An 18,662-nucleotide genomic window follows, 5' to 3' on the forward strand; every position below is an offset into this window, starting at 1 on the left:
CCCGCGGGGCCCGCGGGACCCGCCGAGCCGGGCGCACCGTTCCCGGCACCATTCCCGGCGCCGACACCACGACGCGCGGCCGCGGCACCCGCGGAGGCCTGCGCGGCGACGGGGCCACCGCTCTGGCCGGGGGCGGGGGAACCGGGCTTGTTCGGCGCCTTCTTGCCGCCCTGGGCGACATCGATGGGCAGCATGACGAGCGCGGTCGTGCCGCCGGAGTCCGAAGGACGGAGCTGGATGCGGATGCCGTGGCGCTGCGACAGACGGCCGACCACGAACAGACCCATGCGGCGCGAGACCGAGACGTCCACGGTGGGCGGCGACGCGAGCCGCTCGTTGATCGCGGCGAGGTCCTCGGGGGAGAGGCCGATGCCGGTGTCGTGGATCTCGATCAGCACACGCCCGTCGGGCAGCGCGTGACCGGTGACCTTGACCTTGGTCTGCGGAGAGGAGAACGACGTCGCGTTCTCGAGCAGCTCGGCGAGCAGGTGCACGAGGTCGTTGACCACGCGTCCGGCGACCTCGGTCGTCGGGACCGCGGAGAGCTCGATGCGCTCGTACTGCTCCACCTCGGACGCGGCGGCACGCAGCACGTCGACGAGCGGAACGGGCCGGGTCCAGCGACGGCCGGGCTCTTCACCGGCGAGAACGAGGAGGTTCTCGCCGTTACGGCGCATGCGGGTCGCGAGGTGGTCGAGCTTGAAGAGCGAGGAAAGCTGGTCCGGGTCGGCCTCGCGCGACTCCAGCTCGGAGATGAGCGAGAGCTGGCGCTGGATAAGACCCTGGGAGCGGCGCGAGAGGTTGGTGAACATCGCGTTGACGTTGCCTCGAAGCAGCGCCTGCTCGGCGGCGAGGCGGACGGCCTCGCGGTGCACGTCGTCGAAGGCCGCGGCCACCTGGCCGATCTCGTCCCTGGAGTGCACACCGACGGACTCGACGGAGGTGTCGACGTCCTGCGGGTCGGCCTCGGAGAGCTGCTTGACGAGCTCGGGCAGCCGGTCCTGGGCGACCTTGGTCGCGGTGTCCTGGAGGCGCCGCAGCGAGCGGATCATGGACCGGGCCACGACGAAGGCGCCGACGAGCGAGACACCGAGGACGAGCAGGATCAGCGCACCGTTGAGGATGGCCGCCTGCTCGGACTCGTTGCGCAGCTCGCGGGCCTTCTGCTCCATCTCGTTGAGCAGCGTGAGCTCGATCTTGGACATCGCGTCGATCTTGGTGGTGTCCGCGTCCACCCAGTCCTTGTACGAACGCTTGTCCTGGAGCTTGATGCCGCCCTCCTGCTCAAGCACACGCTTGGCGTAGGAGTCGGCGCCCTTGATGGACGAGTTGCCGCCGTCGATGGGCTTGGTCAGCTCGTCGGCGTTGCCCGAGTAGATGCCCTTGAAGGCCTGGAGCTCGGAGCCCTCCTTGTCGAGGGCGGACCAGCCGTAGCGCCGGTCGGTCTCGGAGATCTTGCCGAACACGCTGTCGCCCGCGGGAAGCGAGGCGGCGATCACGGCGCGCTGCACCGAGGCGTACTCCTTGGCGGAGGAGAAGGCCGTCAGGGCGCGGGTGCGCTGGATCATGTCCGGGTTGCTGGTCGCCTGCGCCATGTCCGAGGAGAGCGAGAGCAGCTGCTCGATGAGCTGGCTGTAGGCGTCCACGGTCTGCGAGGTGGAGTTCTCGTCCGTGTAGGCGTCCTTGCGGACCTTGTTGATCTGCTGGAGCTGCTGGGTGATCTCGACCGTGTTCGCCCGGACGCCGAGGAGGCCCTTGTCGCCGTCGGTGTTGTCGAGGTCCTGCGTCTCCTGCAGGAAGCGGTTGTACGCGCGGTCGGTCTTCTGCCGGGCGCCCTTGACCACGTAGTCCGAGGAGTTCGCGCCATGCGCAAGGGGGCCTGCCGAGCGGTCGCGCTCCTCCTGGAGCGCGGAGGCCAGCTCGGTGGCCCGCTTGGTCATGTCGGTCAGCATCTTCATGTTGTTGAGCTGCTGGATCTCGTCCATCGACTCATTGATACGAAGAGCGCCGAGGGAGGTCGCGGTGATCACGGGGAGCGCGAGCAGCGAGACCAGTCGGGTGGAGATGCGCCAGTTGCGCAGGGCTATTCGCGAGCCGGGGCCGGTGGGTGACTTCACCGTGCCCGTCGCACTGCCCGAGTTCGCGGCGGCCGTGGGCAGGCTTTTGCCGCCGGCTCCGCGCGCGGCACCGAGGCCGCTGTCGCCGGACGGTACCTGCCCGGGGTTCTGGGCGTGCTGGGCCGAGGAGCCGCGGTCGGTCCCGCCGCGCTCCGGCTCTGCCGCAGCGCTGCTGCCATCCCTCTTGAAACGTCCCTGCACTAGCGTCGCAACCTCTGGACCAGGCGTCCCTCCGCACAAACGGCGGGACGGTGTCGGCGTCGTGGGGCGCAGAACGCCCCATGGTGGTCGTGAGTGACCGGCGCTGCTCCCCTTTCCCGCCGCCACTCGGCGCTGCGTTGCGCCCCTGCGCGCCGGTTCGATCCCGCGGCGGTCCCGGGAATTCCAGCACAGTGCAGGATCTCCAACAAGGCCCGTGTGTCGCGTCGCCATCTCCGTGACACGGCGTGAGTGGCGCGTCACGAGACGTAGAAAGTGATCTGGGGCAAAACGGTCGATTAGGCCCAGGAATCCAACGGGCGAGGGGTGTCCCAGTCGTGTCCCAGTCTTCATGATCGGGAGCGGAATGATGCCTTCAGTGGCGCAATGTCCGATTCCAACAAGCCCTTCACGGGCCTGAATTGACCCATTTGCCCGCTCGCTCGTGAGCAAACTCACATCAAGATCAAGGCCTCATCCGGGCTTTGGGCGGGAATTGGATGTTTAGCCTGACGCTTTACAGGGATGGCGAATTCGACAACCCGCGTCCACCCCATGACGCCACAACTGACAGGGTCCGTACAGCAGATGAAGACTGTGAAGTCGGCGATGTTCCGCAACATAGCCAACCCGCGCCGCACCACTCTCGCGCACCTCACGGACGCGCAGGAGGTCGCCCCGGCCGCCGAGCAGCCGGACCACGCGACAGAACTGCCGCAGGTGACGGCCAACCCGAAGCGCACGATCCTGATGGACGCGCCGGAGGAGTTCAGCCCGTCGGCAGCCTGAGGAGCCGGGTGCGGCCGCGGGATTCCAGCCCGTCCGGCGATTGAGGACGAGCGCGAAGCGCGATCAACGGGCGGCGGAGCCGCAGGGTCACAGGAGGCTTCGCGGCACACGGCCACGTTAGCCTGGGGTGTCAGACTCTCCCTCCAGCAAAGGGCACCGCTCTTGCGCATCGCCAGGTTCTCCATCGACGGCAACGTCGCCTTCGGCGCGGTCGAGGGCGAAAGTCCCCCCGGAACGACCGATGGGCTCGTCCTCGACATCATCAAGGGCATCCCGTTCGCGGACTTCGAGCTCTCCGGCACGAAGGTCCCGCTGAGCAAGGTCAGGCTGCTGCCGCCGGTGCTCCCCAACAAGGTCGTGGGCATCGGCCGCAACTACGCGGACCACGCGAAGGAACTCGGCAACGAGGTCCCCGACACCCCGGTCGCCTTCTTCAAGCCGTCCACCTCGGTGATCGGCCCCGGTGACTCCATCGCGTACCCCTCCTTCTCACAGGAGCTGCACTACGAGGCCGAGCTGGCCGTGGTCATCGGCCGCATGTGCCGCGAGGTCCCGCGCGAGCGCGCCCGCGACGTCATCCTCGGCTACACCTGCGCCAACGACGTCACCGCGCGTGACGTCCAGAAGCGCGAGAACCAGTGGGCCAGGGCCAAGGGCTTCGACACCTCCTGCCCGCTGGGCCCCTGGGTGGAGACCGAGCTCGACCCCTCAGACCTCACCATCCAGTGCACGGTCAACGGCGAACAGCGCCAGCTGGGGCGTACGGCCGAGATGGTCCGTTCCATCGAGGACCTGATCGTGCACATCTCCGAGGCCATGACGCTGCTCCCGGGCGACGTCATCCTCACGGGCACCCCGGCAGGCGTCGGGCCCCTCAACGTCGGCGACGAGGTCGCCGTCACCATCGAAGGCATCGGCACTCTCACCAACAAGGTGATCAAGCGTGGCTAACGCGACTCCCGTACGCGTACGGTTCTGTCCCTCGCCGACCGGCAACCCCCACGTGGGCCTGGTCCGCACCGCTCTCTTCAACTGGGCCTACGCCCGGCACAACGAGGGCGTCCTGGTCTTCCGCATCGAGGACACCGACGCGGCTCGCGACTCGGAGGAGTCGTACGAGCAGCTTCTGGAGTCGATGCGCTGGCTGGGCTTCGACTGGGACGAGGGCCCCGAGGTCGGTGGCCCGCACGCGCCGTACCGCCAGTCGCAGCGCATGGACATCTACCAGGACGTCGCCGCCAAGCTCCTGGACGCGGGCCGCGCGTACTACTGCTACTGCTCCACGGAGGAGCTGGACACCCGCCGCGACGCCGCCCGCGCCGCCGGCAAGCCGTCCGGCTACGACGGCCACTGCCGCGACCTGACCACCGAGCAGCGTGCCGCGTACGACACGGAGGGCCGCAAGCCCATCGTCCGCTTCCGCATGCCCGACGAGGCGATCACCTTCACGGACCTGGTCCGCGGCGAGATCACCGTCCAGCCGGAGAACGTCCCGGACTACGGCATCGTCCGCGCCAACGGAGCACCGCTCTACACCCTGGTGAACCCGGTCGACGACGCCCTGATGGAGATCACCCACGTCCTGCGCGGCGAGGACCTGCTCTCCTCGACCCCACGCCAGATCGCCCTCTACAAGGCGCTGACCGACCTGGGCATCGCCAAGGAGACCCCGGCCTTCGGCCACCTCCCGTACGTCATGGGCGAGGGCAACAAGAAGCTCTCCAAGCGCGACCCGCAGGCGTCCCTGAACCTCTACCGCGAGCGCGGCTTCCTCCCCGAGGGCCTGCTGAACTACCTGTCCCTCCTGGGCTGGTCGTTCTCCGCGGACCAGGACGTCTTCTCGATCCCGGACATGGTCGCCAAGTTCGACCTCGCGGACGTGAACGCCAACCCGGCCCGCTTCGACCTGAAGAAGGCCGAGGCGATCAACGCCGACCACATCCGCATGCTGGACGTGAAGGCGTTCGCGGCGGCCTGCGAGCCGTGGCTGAAGGCCCCGCACGCCAACTGGGCCCCCGAGGCGTTCGACCAGGCGGCCTGGGAGGCCATCGCCCCCCACGCCCAGACCCGCATCAAGGTCCTCTCCGAGATCACGGAGAACGTCGACTTCCTCTTCCTGGACGAGCCCGTCGAGGACGAGGCGTCCTGGACCAAGGCCATGGGCAAGGGCGACCCGGCCGCCCTCCTGGCGACGGCCCGCGCCAAGCTCTACGCCGCCGACTGGACGTCCCCCGAGTCCCTCAAGGAGGCCGTCCTGGCCGCCGGCGAGGAGCACGGCCTGAAGCTCGGCAAGGCCCAGGCCCCGGTCCGCGTGGCCGTCACGGGCCGCACGGTCGGCCTGCCCCTCTTCGAGTCCCTGGAGATCCTGGGCAAGGAGAAGTCCCTGTCCCGCATCGACGCGACCCTGGCGAAGCTGGCCGCGTAGCAGCGAGTACGCCGACGAAGGACCCGGAAGCCACCACGGCTCCCGGGTCCTTGGCATACCGTCGTAGCCATGCCGATCAAAGCCGTGGTCTGGGACGTAGACGACACGATCTTCGATTACGCGTACGCCGACACCACCGGCATGCACGCCCACCTCACCGCCGAAGGCCTCCTCGAGCGGTACGAGACCGCCGAGCGCGCCCTCGTCCTGTGGAAAGAGATCACCGAGCGCCACTGGGCACGCTTCAGCGCCGGAGGGATCGAGTTCGAGGCCCAGCGCCGCGACCGCGTACGCGAGTTCCTGGACGCGGTCCTGACCGACCAGGAGGCGGACGCCTGGTTCGAGCGCTACCTCGTCCACTACGAATCCGCCTGGTCCCTCTTCCCGGACACCGTCCCCACCCTGGACGCCCTCGCCGGCGACTACCGCCAGGCGGTCCTGTCCAACTCGGCCCTGGTCGTCCAGGAGCGCAAGTTGAGCGTTCTCGGCGTGCGCGACCGCTTCGAGGCCGTCCTGTGCGCCGCCGAACTCGGCGTCTCCAAGCCCGCGGCCGAGGCCTTCCTCGCGGTGTGCACGGCGATGGGGCTGCGGCCCGACGAGATCGCCTACGTGGGGGACCAGCCGGAGATCGACGCCAGGGGCGCCCGTGACGCGGGACTTCTCGGGATCTGGCTCGACCGCAACAGCGCATCTCAGGAAGGCCCGTCGGGCGTGCACCGCATTACGCGTCTCGCCGAGCTGCCCGCGCTGCTCCGCTCCGATACCCGTTTTGGAGCGCCGTCCACCTTCGGGTAATGTTCTTCCTGCGCCGCCCGAGAAGGCCGAAAGGTCCGAACAGGAAGCGTAAGTCGATCAGAACTCCCGCAAGGGGTTGCGTATCGATGGCCTATGGTGTAATTGGCAGCACGACGGTTTCTGGTTCCGTTAGTCTAGGTTCGAGTCCTGGTAGGCCAGCTCGCAGAGCTTATCTGCAACGCCCCCGTTGTGTAGCGGCCTAGCACGCCGCCCTCTCAAGGCGGTAGCGCCGGTTCGAATCCGGTCGGGGGTACAGATCCTTCCCATGGAAGCAGTCCGGGTCGCACCCACTGCAGCCGATGCAGGATCGCTAGGGCCCCCGTTGTGTAGCGGCCTAGCACGCCGCCCTCTCAAGGCGGTAGCGCCGGTTCGAATCCGGTCGGGGGTACGCAAGGTCTGGCTGGTCTAGACCACTGTGGGCTATGGTGTAATTGGCAACACGACGGTTTCTGGTTCCGTTGTTCTAGGTTCGAGTCCTGGTAGCCCAGCGCAGTACAGCAGGACAAGCTAGCCCCCGTTGTGTAGCGGCCTAGCACGCCGCCCTCTCAAGGCGGTAGCGCCGGTTCGAATCCGGTCGGGGGTACGCGAATGGACAAGGGGCCTTCCCGCGAGGGAGGGCCCCTTCGTCATTCCCTGGCGCCTTGTCCGAAGCGGCGGTTGGACTCCTCCGCCTGAGCGATGCGGCGCAGCGCGAGCAGCACCGGTTCGTAGAGGACGGTGAGCGCGACGGCCGCCTGCAACTGCTCGTCCGGTGAGTCGTACCGCTCGATCAAGTCCAGGTCGCTGACGGCCAGTTGGCGCCCCGCTCGCGCATAGGGCGCCAAGTCCTCGACGGCGCACGGATATCCGAGCCGGGACAGTGTGCCGACCGCGGTCACCAGCATCCGGTACGCCGGCGAATCGGCCCCGTGCCCCTGGATGTACTCCCAGTCGAGCCGGTCGAGGAGCGCGTCGACGGTATGCCGCGCGGCCTCTGTGCTCGCGTCGTCCGCGGCGGACTCGGGGCCGTGGGGGAGCGCCGAAACAGCCGTGCCCAGGCGGGAGTTGTGGTCCAGGGAGTCGTCCTCCAGGGCGGTGAGCACATCCCGGGCGGACGCGATCGGCACCCGCCCCACCTGGATGAGCGCCCTCACGAGCCGCAGCCGCTCCAGGTGCTCCTCGTCGTACTCGGCCTGCGTCGCGCTCACGCGGCGGCCCGGCGGGAGCAGGCCCTCGCGCAGGTAGTACTTGATCGTGGCCGTCGAGACCCCGCTGCGCGTACTGAGCTCCGCCAGTCTCATCGGCTCATTCCTCCTCTTGCCTCTTGCGTATCCACTTGGGGAGTGGCACTATCCAATCATGGATAGCGGAACTATCCAACGCTCTCCTGAACGCTCTCTGAAGGGGGAACCATCGTGAGCACCAAGCCGATCGAAGGGCGCATGACCGCCGATGCGCAGGGCGGTGTCACCGTCTTCACCATCGGGATGCGCATCAACAACTTCCGCGCCGTGCGCAGTTGGTGGCCCGTCTTCCGCGCGATGCCGCGGATGCTCAAGGAGCTGTCCGTGGACCGGGGGAGCGGCATGCTCGGCTATCAGCTGCTGCTCGGCGCTCCGCGAGTGCTGTACGTCGTGCAGTACTGGGAGTCGCCGGAGAAGCTGATCGCCTACGCGTCCGAGCAGGGCAAGGAGCACCGCCCCGCCTGGGCGGCCTTCAACCGGCGGATGCGGGAGGGCAAGGGGAAGGTCGGCTTCTGGCACGAGACGTATGCCGTGTCGGCCGGTGCCCATGAGGCGGTGTACATCAACATGCCGGAGTTCGGCCTGGGGAAGGCCATCGGTGTCGTGCCGGTCGGCCGCCGGGGAGAGCGGGCCGCCGACCGCCTCAAGGCGGTCTGAGAGCACCCGGGCACGGACAGGAAAACGCCCGAGGGGCCGCCGCGGCGTTGAGGCGGCCCCTCGGGCGTTCTGTGTGCTGTCTGCGCGTGGTGCGGTCAGCCCGTGCGGCGCAGGGCCTCGGACAGGCGCCCGGCGGCGTCGATGATGGCCTGGGCGTGCATCCGGCCCGGGTGGCGGGTCAGGCGCTCGATCGGCCCGGAGACCGAGACGGCGGCGACCACGCGGTTCGATGGGCCGCGCACGGGGGCGGAGACGGACGCGACGCCCGGCTCCCGCTCGCCGATCGACTGGGCCCAGCCCCGGCGGCGTACGCCCGAAAGGGCCGTGGCCGTGAAGCGGGCGCCCTGGAGGCCGCGGTGCAGGCGCTCCGGCTCCTCCCAGGCCATCAGGATCTGCGCGGACGAGCCCGCCTTCATGGTGAGCGTCGAGCCCACAGGGACCGTGTCCCGCAAGCCCGAGAGGCGCTCGGCCGCGGCGACACAGATGCGCATGTCGCCCTGCCGGCGATAGAGCTGCGCGCTCTCGCCCGTCACGTCACGCAGGTGCGTGAGGACCGGGCCCGCCGTGGCGAGCAGGCGGTCCTCGCCGGCCGCCGCCGCGAGTTCCGCGAGCCGCGGGCCGAGAATGAAACGGCCCTGCATGTCGCGCGCCACCATCCGGTGGTGTTCCAGTGCCACAGCGAGGCGATGTGCCGTGGGTCGTGCGAGTCCGGTGGCCGCGACCAGCCCCGCGAGGGTGGCCGGACCGGACTCCAGGGCGCTCAAGACGAGAGCCGCCTTGTCGAGAACGCCGACGCCGCTAGAGTTGTCCATGCGTCGATACTCGCGTCTCACTCTGTGAAACGCAAGTTCAATTTTCCATGGAACACGTCACCCTGTAGTTGCGATCCGCGGACCAACGGAAAGCGGTCCACGCACGGCACGAGGGGTACGGGCGTGGACGAACAATTCTCTAGTTGGGCCGGCTCAACACAGCCGGTCGGAGGGAAAGCGATGGGTAGGACACTCGCGGAAAAGGTCTGGGACGACCACGTCGTCCGGCGCGCCGAAGGCGAGCCCGACCTTCTCTTCATCGATCTGCACCTGCTGCACGAGGTGACGAGCCCGCAGGCCTTCGACGGCCTCCGCCAGGCAGGCCGCCCCGTGCGGCGCCTCGACCTCACCATCGCCACCGAGGATCACAACACCCCGACCCTCGACATCGACAAGCCCATCGCCGACCCGGTCTCGCGGGCGCAGTTGGAGACGCTGCGCAAGAACTGCGCGGATTTCGGCGTACGTCTGCACTCGCTGGGCGACGTCGAGCAGGGCGTCGTGCACGTGGTGGGCCCCCAGCTGGGCCTGACCCAGCCCGGCACCACCGTGGTCTGCGGTGACTCCCACACCTCCACGCACGGCGCCTTCGGCGCGCTGGCGTTCGGCATCGGGACCTCCCAGGTCGAGCACGTCCTGGCGACCCAGACGCTGCCGATGGCCCCGCCGAAGACCATGGCCATCACCGTCGACGGCGAACTGCCCGACGACGTCACGGCCAAGGACCTGATCCTCGCGATCATCACCAAGATCGGCACCGGCGGCGGCCAGGGCTACGTCCTGGAGTACCGCGGCTCCGCCATCGAGAAACTCTCGATGGAAGCCCGCATGACCATCTGCAACATGTCGATCGAGGCCGGCGCCCGCGCGGGCATGATCGCCCCCGACGCCACCACCTTCGACTACATCGAGGGCCGCGACCACGCCCCGAAGGGCGAGGAGTGGGACGCGGCGGTCGCGTACTGGAAGACCCTGAAGACGGACGAGGACGCGGTCTTCGACGCCGAGGTCTACATCGACGCCACCAAGCTCGCGCCGTTCGTCACCTGGGGCACCAACCCGGGCCAGGGCGCGCCGCTCTCGGCGCGGGTCCCCGATCCTGCTTCGTACGAAGACGCGTCGGAGCGGTACGCCGCCGAAAAGGCCCTGGAATACATGGGGTTGACCGCGGGACAGGCGCTGCGCGACATCAAGGTCGACACCGTCTTCGTAGGTTCGTGCACCAACGGCCGCATCGAGGACCTGCGGGCGGCCGCCTCCATCGTCGAGGGCCGCAAAGTCGCCGACGGCGTACGGATGCTGGTCGTCCCCGGCTCGGTCCGGGTCGCCCTGGATGCCGTCGCGGAGGGCCTGGACAAGGTCTTCACCGCGGCGGGCGCCGAATGGCGGCACGCGGGCTGCTCGATGTGTCTGGGCATGAACCCCGACCAACTGGCGCCCGGCGAGCGCTCCGCGTCGACCTCCAACCGCAACTTCGAGGGCAGGCAGGGCAAGGGCGGACGCACCCATCTGGTGTCGCCCCAGGTGGCCGCCGCCACCGCGGTGACGGGCCACCTGGCCTCGCCCGCCGACCTGACCGACGCCCCTGCGACCGCCGGAGTCTGAGAGCCATGGAAGCATTCACCACGCACACCGGCCGGGCCGTCCCGCTGCGCCGCAGCAACGTCGACACCGACCAGATCATCCCCGCCCACTGGCTGAAGAAGGTCACCCGGGACGGATTTGAGGACGGGCTCTTCGAGGCCTGGCGCAAGGACGGCGAGTTCGTCCTGAACAAGCCCGAACGCCAGGGCGCCACGGTCCTGGTCGCCGGTCCCGACTTCGGAACGGGCTCCTCGCGCGAGCACGCCGTGTGGGCGCTGCAGAACTTCGGCTTCAAGGCCGTCATCTCCTCGCGCTTCGCCGACATCTTCCGCGGCAACTCGCTGAAGAACGGTCTGCTCACCGTCGTGCTCGACCAGAAGGTCGTGGACGCGCTCTGGGAGCTGACGGAGCGCGACCCGCAGGCCGAAATCACCGTTGACCTGCAGGATCGCCAAGTCCGCGCCGAGGGAATCACCGCCGACTTCGAGCTCGACGAGAACGCCCGCTGGCGTCTCCTGAACGGTCTGGACGACATCAGCATCACGCTCCAGAACGAGCCGCACATCGCCGCTTACGAGACGAAGCGCCCCTCGCACAAGCCGCGGACGGTGCAGGTCTGACACCCCCGCAACACCCTGGTGTACCCCCAATCGTGGACGGTTGGGGGTACATCTGTGTCTGCCCCCTCCGAGGTGCGCGATGACCTGAACGGGTGGTCTCAACTCCCTTGATTCGGACGGCAGAAGAGGCTTGAAATCCCCTTGTACTCCGTCTGACCGGGTACCCTCAGGAGGGCGCCGGATGTGGGTAGTTACCCCCTGCGGAGGCGACAACTCGCCCCAGATGGCACAATCGGTGCATGGAACGTGACAGCCAACTCGAGCTCTACGGGCTTGTTGCGGACCAACTGAAGGAAGCGCACTCAAGGGTGCGTGCACTGCAAGTCCCGGAGGGCGTACGGATGGCGCTGACCCGGAAGCTGCTGGTCATTACGGCCGCGGCCAAACACGATCTCGCCGATGCGGCAAGGCGTCTGGAGCGATTGATGGAGTCCATCGACGAAGCCGACGAGGGTCGATTCCCCGAAGACGCTTGAGCCGCAAGGCTCAAACGGCCCTTCGAGGAACCCTCGAGGAACTCATGGACAGTCGAGTTCGTTGCGGCACAAGGGTGATTAGCCCGTTTCGTGTTTGATTTGCGGTATATATCTGCCTAACGTGCGAAAAAGCCTGGCGAATACGCTCGGGCGAGGTCTCCGAAGGGGAAGACGTGAACAAGGCGCAGCTCGTAGAAGCGATTGCCGACAAGGTGGGCGGCCGTCAGCAGGCCGCCGACGCCGTGGACGCGGTTCTGGACGCAGTCGTCCGTGCCGTGGTCAGCGGAGACCGTGTTTCGGTCACCGGTTTCGGCTCGTTCGAGAAGGTTGACCGTCCGGCCCGTTACGCCCGCAACCCGCAGACCGGGGAGCGCGTTCGGGTCAAGAAGACCTCGGTTCCGCGCTTCCGCGCAGGCCAGGGCTTCAAGGACCTGGTGAGCGGCTCGAAGAAGCTCCCGAAGAACGACGTCGCGGTCAAGAAGGCGCCCAAGGGCAGCCTTTCGGGCGGCAGCGCTTCGGCGACCGTGAAGAAGGCTGCGGCCAAGAAGGCCACCGCCAAGAAGGCGACGGCGAAGAAGGCTGCCACCGCCAAGAAGGCCACCGCCAAGAAGACGACGGCGACGGCGAAGAAGGCGTCCACGGCCAAGAAGGCCACCGCCAAGAAGGCGACGGCGACGGCGAAGAAGGCGTCCACGGCCAAGAAGGCGACGGCGAAGAAGGCCACCACCGCCAAGAAGGCCACCGCCAAGAAGACCGCGCCGGCCAAGAAGGCCACCGCGAAGAAGGCGCCCGCCAAGAAGTCGACGGCGCGCAAGACCACCGCCAAGAAGGCGACCGCCCGCAAGAAGTAAGGGCACGAGGGCACTCACGCGCCGGGCCGGGCTCCCCACTGGGAGCCCGGCCCGCGGCGTGTGCGGGGCTCTGTGCGGGGCGTGGAGGGGCGCCCGGGGCTCAGAACGTCTGCAGCGTCACCAAGGTGATGCGGCGCTGCTCGCCCTCTCCCTCGACCTCGATCCGTACGCGCTGGCCGGGCCTCAGCAGCCGCAGGCCGCCCGCGTCGAACGCCGGGGGATCGAAGGGCACCGGGGTGCCGTCGTCGAGCAGCACGCTGCCGCTGCGGGTCTCGGAGTCGTACGTGTACGCGGTCGCCTGCATGGGGGAAGCGTACTCAGTCGGCGATCAGCAGCCGCGCGGCAGCCGCCGCCGTGCGCGGCCCGACGCCAAGCGCGAGCGCGGCCCGCAGATCGTCGCCGGTGTCCACGTCCTGGCGTACGGAGTCGACGTCCTCGAGCGGAAGTTCCACCGCACCCGAGGCCGCGTGCCGGGAACGGGATGCCCCGCCGAATGCGGGGCGCAATTCCGCGCCGGGGGCCGCGGACAGCAGTGTCGTCCCGATTCCCGCGGCATCCGCGAGGAAAGAACGGGGAAATTGGGCCGCACTGTCGAGCACCCGGGCCAATTCCAGCGGGCGCAGCGCAGGGAGATCGGCATTCAGCGTCGCGACAGCCGTTTCGGGCCGCCCGGCGCGCACGGCCGCCGTTCCGTGCGCCAGGGCGGCGTTGAGGCCGCCGGTGGGCTCGTCCCGCACGATCCGGGCCCCCAGTGCCGCCAGCTCGCGCCCGGCGAGGCCGTCGTCCGTGACGACCACCACATCCCGTACCGCGGGACAGGCCACAGCGGCGGCCACGGTGTCCTGCGCGAAGGCGAGGGCGAGGCCCGGACGCAGGGTGTCGCCGGTGCTGGCGGTGAGCCTGCTCTTGGCGCGCTCCAGCGGTTTCAGGGGTATGACCAGGGTCCACTGCACGGGGGGCGGCTCCGTCCTTCGCGTCGGGCCCATTGTGACCTGCTGACCGGGGCACTACCGGGGCCGGGCCCTTGGGGCGGGCGTACGGTGTTCTCGACAGACCGGCAGCCCGGGGCGACACTTGTGCGGCCGACCAGGTTCATGGAGGAAGGTGTCCGAGTGTCCCGCCGCAGAATCGGCTTCTGGTACCGCCTGGCGGCGGTCATCGCTAAACCGCCGCTGGTGGTTCTGTTCAAGCGGGACTGGCGAGGAATGGAACACATTCCGGCCGACGGTGGATTCATCACCGCGGTGAATCACAACTCGTATATCGACCCGCTCTCGTACGCGCATTTTCAGTACAACACCGGACGAGTGCCTCGTTTCCTGGCAAAGGACGGCCTTTTCAAGGACGGGTTCGTCGGCAAGGTCATGAAGGGCACGGGCCAGATCCCGGTCTACCGCGAGACCACGAACGCGCTCGACGCCTTCCGTGCCGCGGTCGACGCGATCGAGCGCGGTGAGTGTGTGGCGTTCTACCCCGAAGGCACCCTCACCAGGGACCCCGAGATGTGGCCGATGACGGCCAAGTCCGGTGCCGCGCGGGTCGCCCTGCGCACGAAGTGCCCGGTGATCCCCGTCGCGCAGTGGGGCGCCAACCTCGCACTTCCCCCGTACAGCAAGAAGCTCAGCCTCTTCCCGCGCAAGAGGCTCCAGGTGCTCGCGGGCAGGCCGGTCGACCTCTCGCGCTTCTACGACAAGGAACCGAGCCCCGAGATCCTGCGGGAGGTGACCGAGACCATCATGGCCGCGGTCACCGAACTCCTGGAGGAGATCCGGCAGGAGAAGGCCCCCGAGACCCCCTACGACCCGCGCAAGGCGCGGCTCGCGCAGCGACGCAAGGCGGCGGACCGGAACGGCCGGAGCGTCCCCGGGAACACCCCTGAGATCACCTCTGAGATCACCCCTGAGCCCACCCCCACCCCTGAGATCACCACGGAGGACAGCAAGTGACGAACCCGGTGAAGGCCGCCGTCTTCGGAACGGGCTCTTGGGGTACTGCCTTCGGCATGGTGCTCGCCGACGCGGGGTGCGACGTCACCCTGTGGGGCCGTCGCGCCGAACTCGCCGACGCGGTCAACTCCTCGCACAGCAACCCGGACTACCTCCCCGGTGTCGAACTCCCGCAGAGCCTCAGGGCGACCACCGACCCGGCCGAGGCCGCGGCCGGCGCCGACTTCACCGTGCTCGCCGTTCCCTCGCAGACGCTGCGCGGCAACCTCGCCGAGTGGGCGCCGCTGCTCGCCCCCGACACCGTGCTCGTCTCCCTCATGAAGGGCGTCGAGCTGGGCTCCGCGATGCGGATGAGCGAGGTCATCGAGGACGTCACGAAGGTCGCCGCCGACCGCATCGCCGTCGTCACGGGACCCAACCTCGCCCGCGAGATCGCCGCAAGGCAGCCCGCCGCGGCCGTGGTCGCCTGCCGCGACGAATCGATCGCGCAACGCCTCCAGACCGCCTGCCACACCCCGTACTTCCGCCCGTACACGAACACGGACGTCGTCGGCTGCGAACTCGGCGGCGCCGTCAAGAACGTCATCGGTCTCGCCGTCGGCATCGCGGACGGCATGGGCCTCGGCGACAACGCCAAGGGATCGCTCATCACCCGCGGCCTGGCCGAGACCACCCGCCTGGGCCTGGCGATGGGCGCGGACCCGCTGACGTTCTCCGGACTCGCGGGCCTCGGCGACCTGGTGGCCACCTGCTCGTCGCCCCTGTCGCGCAACCACACCTTCGGCACGAACCTCGGCAAGGGCATGACGCTCGAGGAGACCATCGCGGTCACCAAGCAGACCGCCGAGGGCGTCAAGTCCTGTGAGTCGGTGCTCGATCTGGCGCGCAGGCACGGCGTCGACATGCCCATCACCGAGACGGTCGTGGGCATCGTGCATGAGGGCACGCCGCCGGTGGTCGCCCTCAAGGAGCTGATGTCGCGCAGCGCCAAGGCCGAGCGCCGCTGACTCTGTGCGGGCCAGCGGGTACCCTCAAGCCGATATGAGCAGCGAGAACCTCCCCCAGAGCCCCAAGGCGCGCCCCGAGCAGAGCTCTGAGCTGCCGCTCCGCAAGCCGCGTGTGGCCGTCGTCTTCGGCGGCCGCAGTTCGGAGCACGGCATCTCGGTCGTCACGGCGGGCGCCGTGCTGCGTGCCATCGACCGCACCAAGTACGACGTCCTGCCCATCGGCATCACGACGGACGGCCGCTGGGCGCTGACCGCCGACGATCCCGACCGCATGGCGATCACCGACCGGCAGGTGCCCAACGTCGACGCGCTGGCCGAGTCGGCCGACGGCGGCGTCGTGATGCCCCTTGACCCTGGCAACCGCGAGGTCGTCTACAGCGAGCCCGGCTCCGTGCCCAAGGCGCTCGGCGACGTCGACGTGGTCTTCCCGATGCTGCACGGTCCTTACGGCGAGGACGGCACCCTCCAGGGGCTCCTTGAGCTCTCCGGAGTGCCCTACGTGGGTGCCGGAGTGCTCGCATCGGCCGTGGGCCAGGACAAGGAGTACATGAAGCGGGTGTTCACCTCCTTCGGGCTGCCCGTCGGCCCGTACCTGGTGATCCGCCCGCGCGAGTGGGACCGCGACCAGCAGGCCGCCCGCAAGAAGATCGCCGAATTCGCCGGCGAGCACGGCTGGCCGCTGTTCATCAAGCCCGCGCGCGGCGGCTCTTCGATGGGCATCACGAAGGTCGACTCCTTCGAAGGCCTCGACGAGGCGATCGACGAGGCCCGCCGTCACGACCCCAAGATCCTGATCGAGTCGCTCCTGCGCGGCCGTGAGATCGAGTGCGGGGTCCTGGAGTTCGAGGACGGGCCGCGCGCGAGCGTGCCCGCCGAGATCCCGCCGGTGCAGTCGCACGACTACTACGACTTCGAGGCGAAGTACATCGACTCGACGCCCGGGATCGTGCCCGCCCCGCTGACGCCCGAGCAGACGGCCGAGATCCAGCGGCTCGCGGTCGACGCCTTCGAGGCCACGTCCTGCGAGGGCCTGGTGCGCGCGGACTTCTTCCTCACCGAGGACGGGAAGTTCGTGATCAACGAGATCAACACGATGCCCGGCTTCACGCCCATCTCGATGTACCCGAAGATGTGGGAAGCGAGCGGCGTCAGCTACCCCGAGCTGGTGGACCGCCTCGTCCAGGCGGCCCTCAACCGGTCCACAGGGCTGCGCTAGCGCCCCCTGAAGACGCCGCTGAGGCGCTACGCGATCCCCTTGGGGATCGCCTTCTTGACGGGGGCGGCGAAGTCCGTCAGCGGGCTCACGCCGCTCCCCGCGCGCTCCTTGGGCAGGGTGACCTCCACGTAGGCCTTGCGCAGCGTGGAGGTGAAGCGGAACGAGCCGTCGTCCTGCTCTTCGAGCAGCCAGTTGACGCCGTCCGCCGTCACACCGTCCGCCTCGGGGTTGTTCATCTCGGACGGTCTGGCGACACCACAGCGCAGTATGATCGCCGGGTCTCCCCACCCGGCGGTCAGTTCGGACTTCGGCTCGGGATCAGCGCGCTCAAGACCGTCCACCTTCTTCGGCAGCCGCTTGTCCAGGTTCCGGCACAGTTCGGTGACCTTGCTGTCCGGGGCGGGAACCGCAGCCTTCGCCGCTTCGTCTGCTGAGGAGCAGCCCGCGGACGCGATCAGGAGTGCGAGAGCGGGAGCTGAGACGACGCAGCGACGCCGGCGACGGGAAATCTTCACCGGCCAAGGGTAGACGGGGGCTAGAGGTGCACGACGGGGCAGGTCAGGGTCCGGGTGATGCCGTCCACTTGCTGGACTTTGGCGACCACCATGCGGCCGAGTTCGTCGACCGTGTCCGCCTGGGCGCGCACGATGACATCGTAGGGTCCGGTCACGTCCTCGGCCTGGATCACTCCTGGGATCTTGCCGATCAGCTCGGCGACGGTCGACGCTTTGCCGACCTCTGTTTGGATCAGGATGTACGCCTGTACCACGGAACCTCCAGGGCGGCCACGAGGATCATGTGGGGAGAAGGGACGCCACGGTACCGCGTCGCCGCTTCTCGCGGGGAGACCCGGGAGAGCTGTGGCGCGCACATCGCGGTGGACGGGCAACAGAAGTTGACGGTCATATCGACCGTACCTATGACAGTGACGGCTCGCGACCGCAAGCCGAGCAGCGTGAAAGGGCATGGTGAGTCCCGGTGAAGGGAACCGTCGGCGAGTTGGGGGAGTTCGGGCTCATCAGGGAACTCACCTCTCGGCTCACCTCCACCCCGGCCGTCCGGCTCGGTCCGGGCGATGACGCCGCTGTCGTGTCGGCGCCCGACCGCAGGGTCGTGGCGAGCACCGACATCCTCCTGGAGGGGCGGCACTTCCGCCGCGACTGGTCCACCGCGTACGACGTGGGCCGCAAGGCAGCCGCGCAGAATTTGGCCGATATCGCGGCCATGGGCGCCGTACCGACCGCGCTCCTCCTGGGCCTTGTCGTACCCGCCGAACTCCCCGCCAGCTGGCCCACCGAGCTCATGGACGGCCTGCGGGACGAATGCCAGGTCGCGGGAGCGGCGGTCGTGGGCGGCGATGTCGTACGCGGCGACACGATCACCGTCGCGATCACCGCACTCGGCGACCTGCGCAACCACGAGCCGGTCACGCGCGCGGGGGCACAGCCCGGCGATGTCGTCGCCGTCACCGGCTGGTTGGGCTGGTCCGCCGCCGGGCACGCGGTGCTCTCGCGGGGATTCCGCTCGCCCCGCGCCTTCGTGGAGGCCCACCGCAGGCCCGAACCGCCGTACCACGCGGGCCCCGCGGCCGCCGGCCTCGGCGCGACGTCGATGACGGACGTGAGCGACGGACTGATCGCCGACCTCGGCCACATCGCCGATGCGAGCAAGGTGCGCATCGACATCCGCTCCGGAGACGTCGACGTGCCCTCCCAGATGAACGACATCGGCCAGGCCGTCGGCGTCGACCCCCTGCAGTGGGTGCTCAACGGCGGCGAGGACCACGCGATCGTGGCGACGTTCCCGCCGGACGTGAAGCTCCCCGCCCGCTGGAAGGTCATCGGCGAGGTCCTCAACCCCTCGGCCCTGCCGCAGGTGACGGTGGACGGGGCGCCCTGGACCAGCAAGGGCTGGGACCACTTCGGCGACAACCTCGAGGACTGAGC

Annotated in this window: 20 protein-coding genes and 5 tRNA genes; 18 read left to right on the forward strand and 7 right to left on the reverse strand. The window is 68.9% G+C overall.

From position 1 onward, the window contains the following. Window positions 1-2,318 (reverse strand): sensor histidine kinase (locus ABD378_RS27085; RefSeq protein WP_344524735.1); only part of this gene is annotated, 2,318 nt, incomplete at its 3' end. 585 nt (window positions 2,319-2,903) lie between these two features. Between ABD378_RS27085 and ABD378_RS27090 the strand changes: the two genes are divergently transcribed. From ABD378_RS27090 to ABD378_RS27130, 9 genes are all read left to right on the forward strand, one after another. Beyond that, window positions 2,904-3,104 carry a hypothetical protein gene (locus ABD378_RS27090; RefSeq protein ID WP_344524737.1) on the forward strand — a complete coding sequence of 67 codons (201 nt, stop codon included), beginning with the start codon at window positions 2,904-2,906 and terminating at the stop codon, window positions 3,102-3,104. A 162-nt stretch (window positions 3,105-3,266) separates the two neighbouring features. Further along, window positions 3,267-4,055: a fumarylacetoacetate hydrolase family protein gene (locus ABD378_RS27095; protein WP_344524739.1), complete on the forward strand. Its 789-nt coding sequence runs from the start codon at window positions 3,267-3,269 to the stop codon at window positions 4,053-4,055. Further along, entirely contained in the window at window positions 4,048-5,529 is a 1,482-nt protein-coding gene (gene gltX, locus ABD378_RS27100; RefSeq protein ID WP_344524741.1) for a glutamate--tRNA ligase, read from the forward strand. The genes ABD378_RS27095 and gltX overlap by 8 nt, the downstream gene beginning before the upstream one ends. Before the next feature lie 69 nt (window positions 5,530-5,598). Further along, the gene (locus ABD378_RS27105) at window positions 5,599-6,324 is read left to right on the forward strand and encodes an HAD family hydrolase (protein WP_344524743.1); all 726 of its coding nucleotides are present in this window, start codon (window positions 5,599-5,601) and stop codon (window positions 6,322-6,324) included. 87 nt (window positions 6,325-6,411) lie between these two features. Then, a tRNA-Gln gene (locus tag ABD378_RS27110) sits at window positions 6,412-6,483 on the forward strand. 21 nt (window positions 6,484-6,504) lie between these two features. Then, a tRNA-Glu gene (locus ABD378_RS27115) sits at window positions 6,505-6,577 on the forward strand. Between the two features lie 62 nt (window positions 6,578-6,639). After that, a tRNA-Glu gene (locus tag ABD378_RS27120) sits at window positions 6,640-6,712 on the forward strand. A gap of 28 nt (window positions 6,713-6,740) precedes the next feature. Beyond that, window positions 6,741-6,812 (forward strand) — tRNA-Gln (locus tag ABD378_RS27125). Between the two features lie 22 nt (window positions 6,813-6,834). Beyond that, window positions 6,835-6,907: transfer RNA gene (locus ABD378_RS27130), tRNA-Glu, on the forward strand. Between the two features lie 43 nt (window positions 6,908-6,950). Here the strand turns inward: ABD378_RS27130 and ABD378_RS27135 are convergent. Beyond that, a complete protein-coding gene (locus tag ABD378_RS27135; RefSeq protein WP_344524745.1) occupies window positions 6,951-7,604 on the reverse strand; it encodes a MerR family transcriptional regulator in 654 nt (217 codons plus the stop codon). A 141-nt stretch (window positions 7,605-7,745) separates the two neighbouring features. On the opposite strand from ABD378_RS27135, the gene ABD378_RS27140 reads away from it, so the two are divergent. Continuing rightward, the gene (locus tag ABD378_RS27140) at window positions 7,746-8,204 is read left to right on the forward strand and encodes a DUF4188 domain-containing protein (RefSeq protein ID WP_344524789.1); all 459 of its coding nucleotides are present in this window, start codon (window positions 7,746-7,748) and stop codon (window positions 8,202-8,204) included. 95 nt (window positions 8,205-8,299) lie between these two features. Here the strand turns inward: ABD378_RS27140 and ndgR are convergent, their stop codons facing one another. Next, window positions 8,300-9,016 carry an IclR family transcriptional regulator NdgR gene (gene ndgR / locus ABD378_RS27145; protein WP_053137572.1) on the reverse strand — a complete coding sequence of 239 codons (717 nt, stop codon included), beginning with the start codon at window positions 9,014-9,016 and terminating at the stop codon, window positions 8,300-8,302. A gap of 180 nt (window positions 9,017-9,196) precedes the next feature. Between ndgR and leuC the strand changes: the two genes are divergently transcribed. The 4 genes from leuC to ABD378_RS27165 all read left to right on the forward strand — a co-directional run bounded on the left by leuC (window position 9,197) and on the right by ABD378_RS27165 (window position 12,547). Next, on the forward strand, window positions 9,197-10,621 hold the full coding sequence (gene leuC / locus ABD378_RS27150) for a 3-isopropylmalate dehydratase large subunit (protein WP_344524747.1): 1,425 nt from the start codon (window positions 9,197-9,199) through the stop codon (window positions 10,619-10,621). A gap of 5 nt (window positions 10,622-10,626) precedes the next feature. Beyond that, window positions 10,627-11,220 (forward strand): 3-isopropylmalate dehydratase small subunit, encoded by a 594-nt coding sequence (leuD, locus tag ABD378_RS27155; RefSeq protein WP_344524749.1) that lies wholly within the window; start codon window positions 10,627-10,629, stop codon window positions 11,218-11,220. Window positions 11,221-11,459: 239 nt separating this feature from the next. Beyond that, window positions 11,460-11,696, forward strand: coding sequence for an SCO5555 family protein (locus ABD378_RS27160; protein ID WP_249587526.1), 237 nt, complete (start codon window positions 11,460-11,462; stop codon window positions 11,694-11,696). Between the two features lie 173 nt (window positions 11,697-11,869). Further along, window positions 11,870-12,547 (forward strand): HU family DNA-binding protein, encoded by a 678-nt coding sequence (locus ABD378_RS27165; RefSeq protein WP_344524752.1) that lies wholly within the window; start codon window positions 11,870-11,872, stop codon window positions 12,545-12,547. 100 nt (window positions 12,548-12,647) lie between these two features. Here the strand turns inward: ABD378_RS27165 and ABD378_RS27170 are convergent, their stop codons facing one another. Then, window positions 12,648-12,851: a hypothetical protein gene (locus ABD378_RS27170; protein WP_190084725.1), complete on the reverse strand. Its 204-nt coding sequence runs from the start codon at window positions 12,849-12,851 to the stop codon at window positions 12,648-12,650. A 13-nt stretch (window positions 12,852-12,864) separates the two neighbouring features. Then, entirely contained in the window at window positions 12,865-13,500 is a 636-nt protein-coding gene (gene cofC / locus ABD378_RS27175) for a 2-phospho-L-lactate guanylyltransferase (protein WP_344524755.1), read from the reverse strand. A 159-nt stretch (window positions 13,501-13,659) separates the two neighbouring features. On the opposite strand from cofC, the gene ABD378_RS27180 reads away from it, so the two are divergent. Genes ABD378_RS27180 through ABD378_RS27190 form a run of 3 tightly spaced genes read left to right on the forward strand, consistent with a single transcriptional unit; the run spans window position 13,660 to window position 16,716 of the window. Next, window positions 13,660-14,493 (forward strand): lysophospholipid acyltransferase family protein, encoded by an 834-nt coding sequence (locus ABD378_RS27180; RefSeq protein WP_344524757.1) that lies wholly within the window; start codon window positions 13,660-13,662, stop codon window positions 14,491-14,493. Beyond that, window positions 14,490-15,500 (forward strand): NAD(P)H-dependent glycerol-3-phosphate dehydrogenase, encoded by a 1,011-nt coding sequence (locus ABD378_RS27185; RefSeq protein WP_344524759.1) that lies wholly within the window; start codon window positions 14,490-14,492, stop codon window positions 15,498-15,500. The genes ABD378_RS27180 and ABD378_RS27185 overlap by 4 nt, the downstream gene beginning before the upstream one ends. A gap of 34 nt (window positions 15,501-15,534) precedes the next feature. Then, entirely contained in the window at window positions 15,535-16,716 is a 1,182-nt protein-coding gene (locus ABD378_RS27190; RefSeq protein WP_344524761.1) for a D-alanine--D-alanine ligase family protein, read from the forward strand. A 26-nt stretch (window positions 16,717-16,742) separates the two neighbouring features. On the opposite strand, the gene ABD378_RS27195 is transcribed toward ABD378_RS27190, so the two are convergent. After that, window positions 16,743-17,225, reverse strand: coding sequence for a DUF3515 domain-containing protein (locus ABD378_RS27195; protein ID WP_344524791.1), 483 nt, complete (start codon window positions 17,223-17,225; stop codon window positions 16,743-16,745). A 26-nt stretch (window positions 17,226-17,251) separates the two neighbouring features. After that, a complete protein-coding gene (locus ABD378_RS27200) occupies window positions 17,252-17,485 on the reverse strand; it encodes an Lrp/AsnC family transcriptional regulator (protein ID WP_016642988.1) in 234 nt (77 codons plus the stop codon). 209 nt (window positions 17,486-17,694) lie between these two features. Here ABD378_RS27200 and ABD378_RS27205 point away from each other — a divergent pair, with 209 nt between their 5' ends. Further along, window positions 17,695-18,660: a thiamine-phosphate kinase gene (locus ABD378_RS27205; protein ID WP_344524763.1), complete on the forward strand. Its 966-nt coding sequence runs from the start codon at window positions 17,695-17,697 to the stop codon at window positions 18,658-18,660. Window positions 18,661-18,662: the final 2 nt, after the last annotated feature.

The organism is Streptomyces rectiviolaceus (assembly GCF_039533825.1).
Taxonomy (GTDB): domain Bacteria; phylum Actinomycetota; class Actinomycetes; order Streptomycetales; family Streptomycetaceae; genus Streptomyces; species Streptomyces rectiviolaceus.

Coding starts and splice junctions, on each gene's coding strand:
- ABD378_RS27090 (WP_344524737.1), top strand. CDS start 2,904: ATGAAGACTGTGAAGTCGGCGATGTTCCGCAACATAGCCAACCCGCGC.
- ABD378_RS27105 (WP_344524743.1), top strand. CDS start 5,599: ATGCCGATCAAAGCCGTGGTCTGGGACGTAGACGACACGATCTTCGAT.
- ABD378_RS27135 (WP_344524745.1), bottom strand. CDS start 7,604: ATGAGACTGGCGGAGCTCAGTACGCGCAGCGGGGTCTCGACGGCCACG.
- ABD378_RS27140 (WP_344524789.1), top strand. CDS start 7,746: ATGACCGCCGATGCGCAGGGCGGTGTCACCGTCTTCACCATCGGGATG.
- ndgR (WP_053137572.1), bottom strand. CDS start 9,016: ATGGACAACTCTAGCGGCGTCGGCGTTCTCGACAAGGCGGCTCTCGTC.
- leuC (WP_344524747.1), top strand. CDS start 9,197: ATGGGTAGGACACTCGCGGAAAAGGTCTGGGACGACCACGTCGTCCGG.
- leuD (WP_344524749.1), top strand. CDS start 10,627: ATGGAAGCATTCACCACGCACACCGGCCGGGCCGTCCCGCTGCGCCGC.
- ABD378_RS27160 (WP_249587526.1), top strand. CDS start 11,460: ATGGAACGTGACAGCCAACTCGAGCTCTACGGGCTTGTTGCGGACCAA.
- ABD378_RS27170 (WP_190084725.1), bottom strand. CDS start 12,851: ATGCAGGCGACCGCGTACACGTACGACTCCGAGACCCGCAGCGGCAGC.
- ABD378_RS27190 (WP_344524761.1), top strand. CDS start 15,535: ATGAGCAGCGAGAACCTCCCCCAGAGCCCCAAGGCGCGCCCCGAGCAG.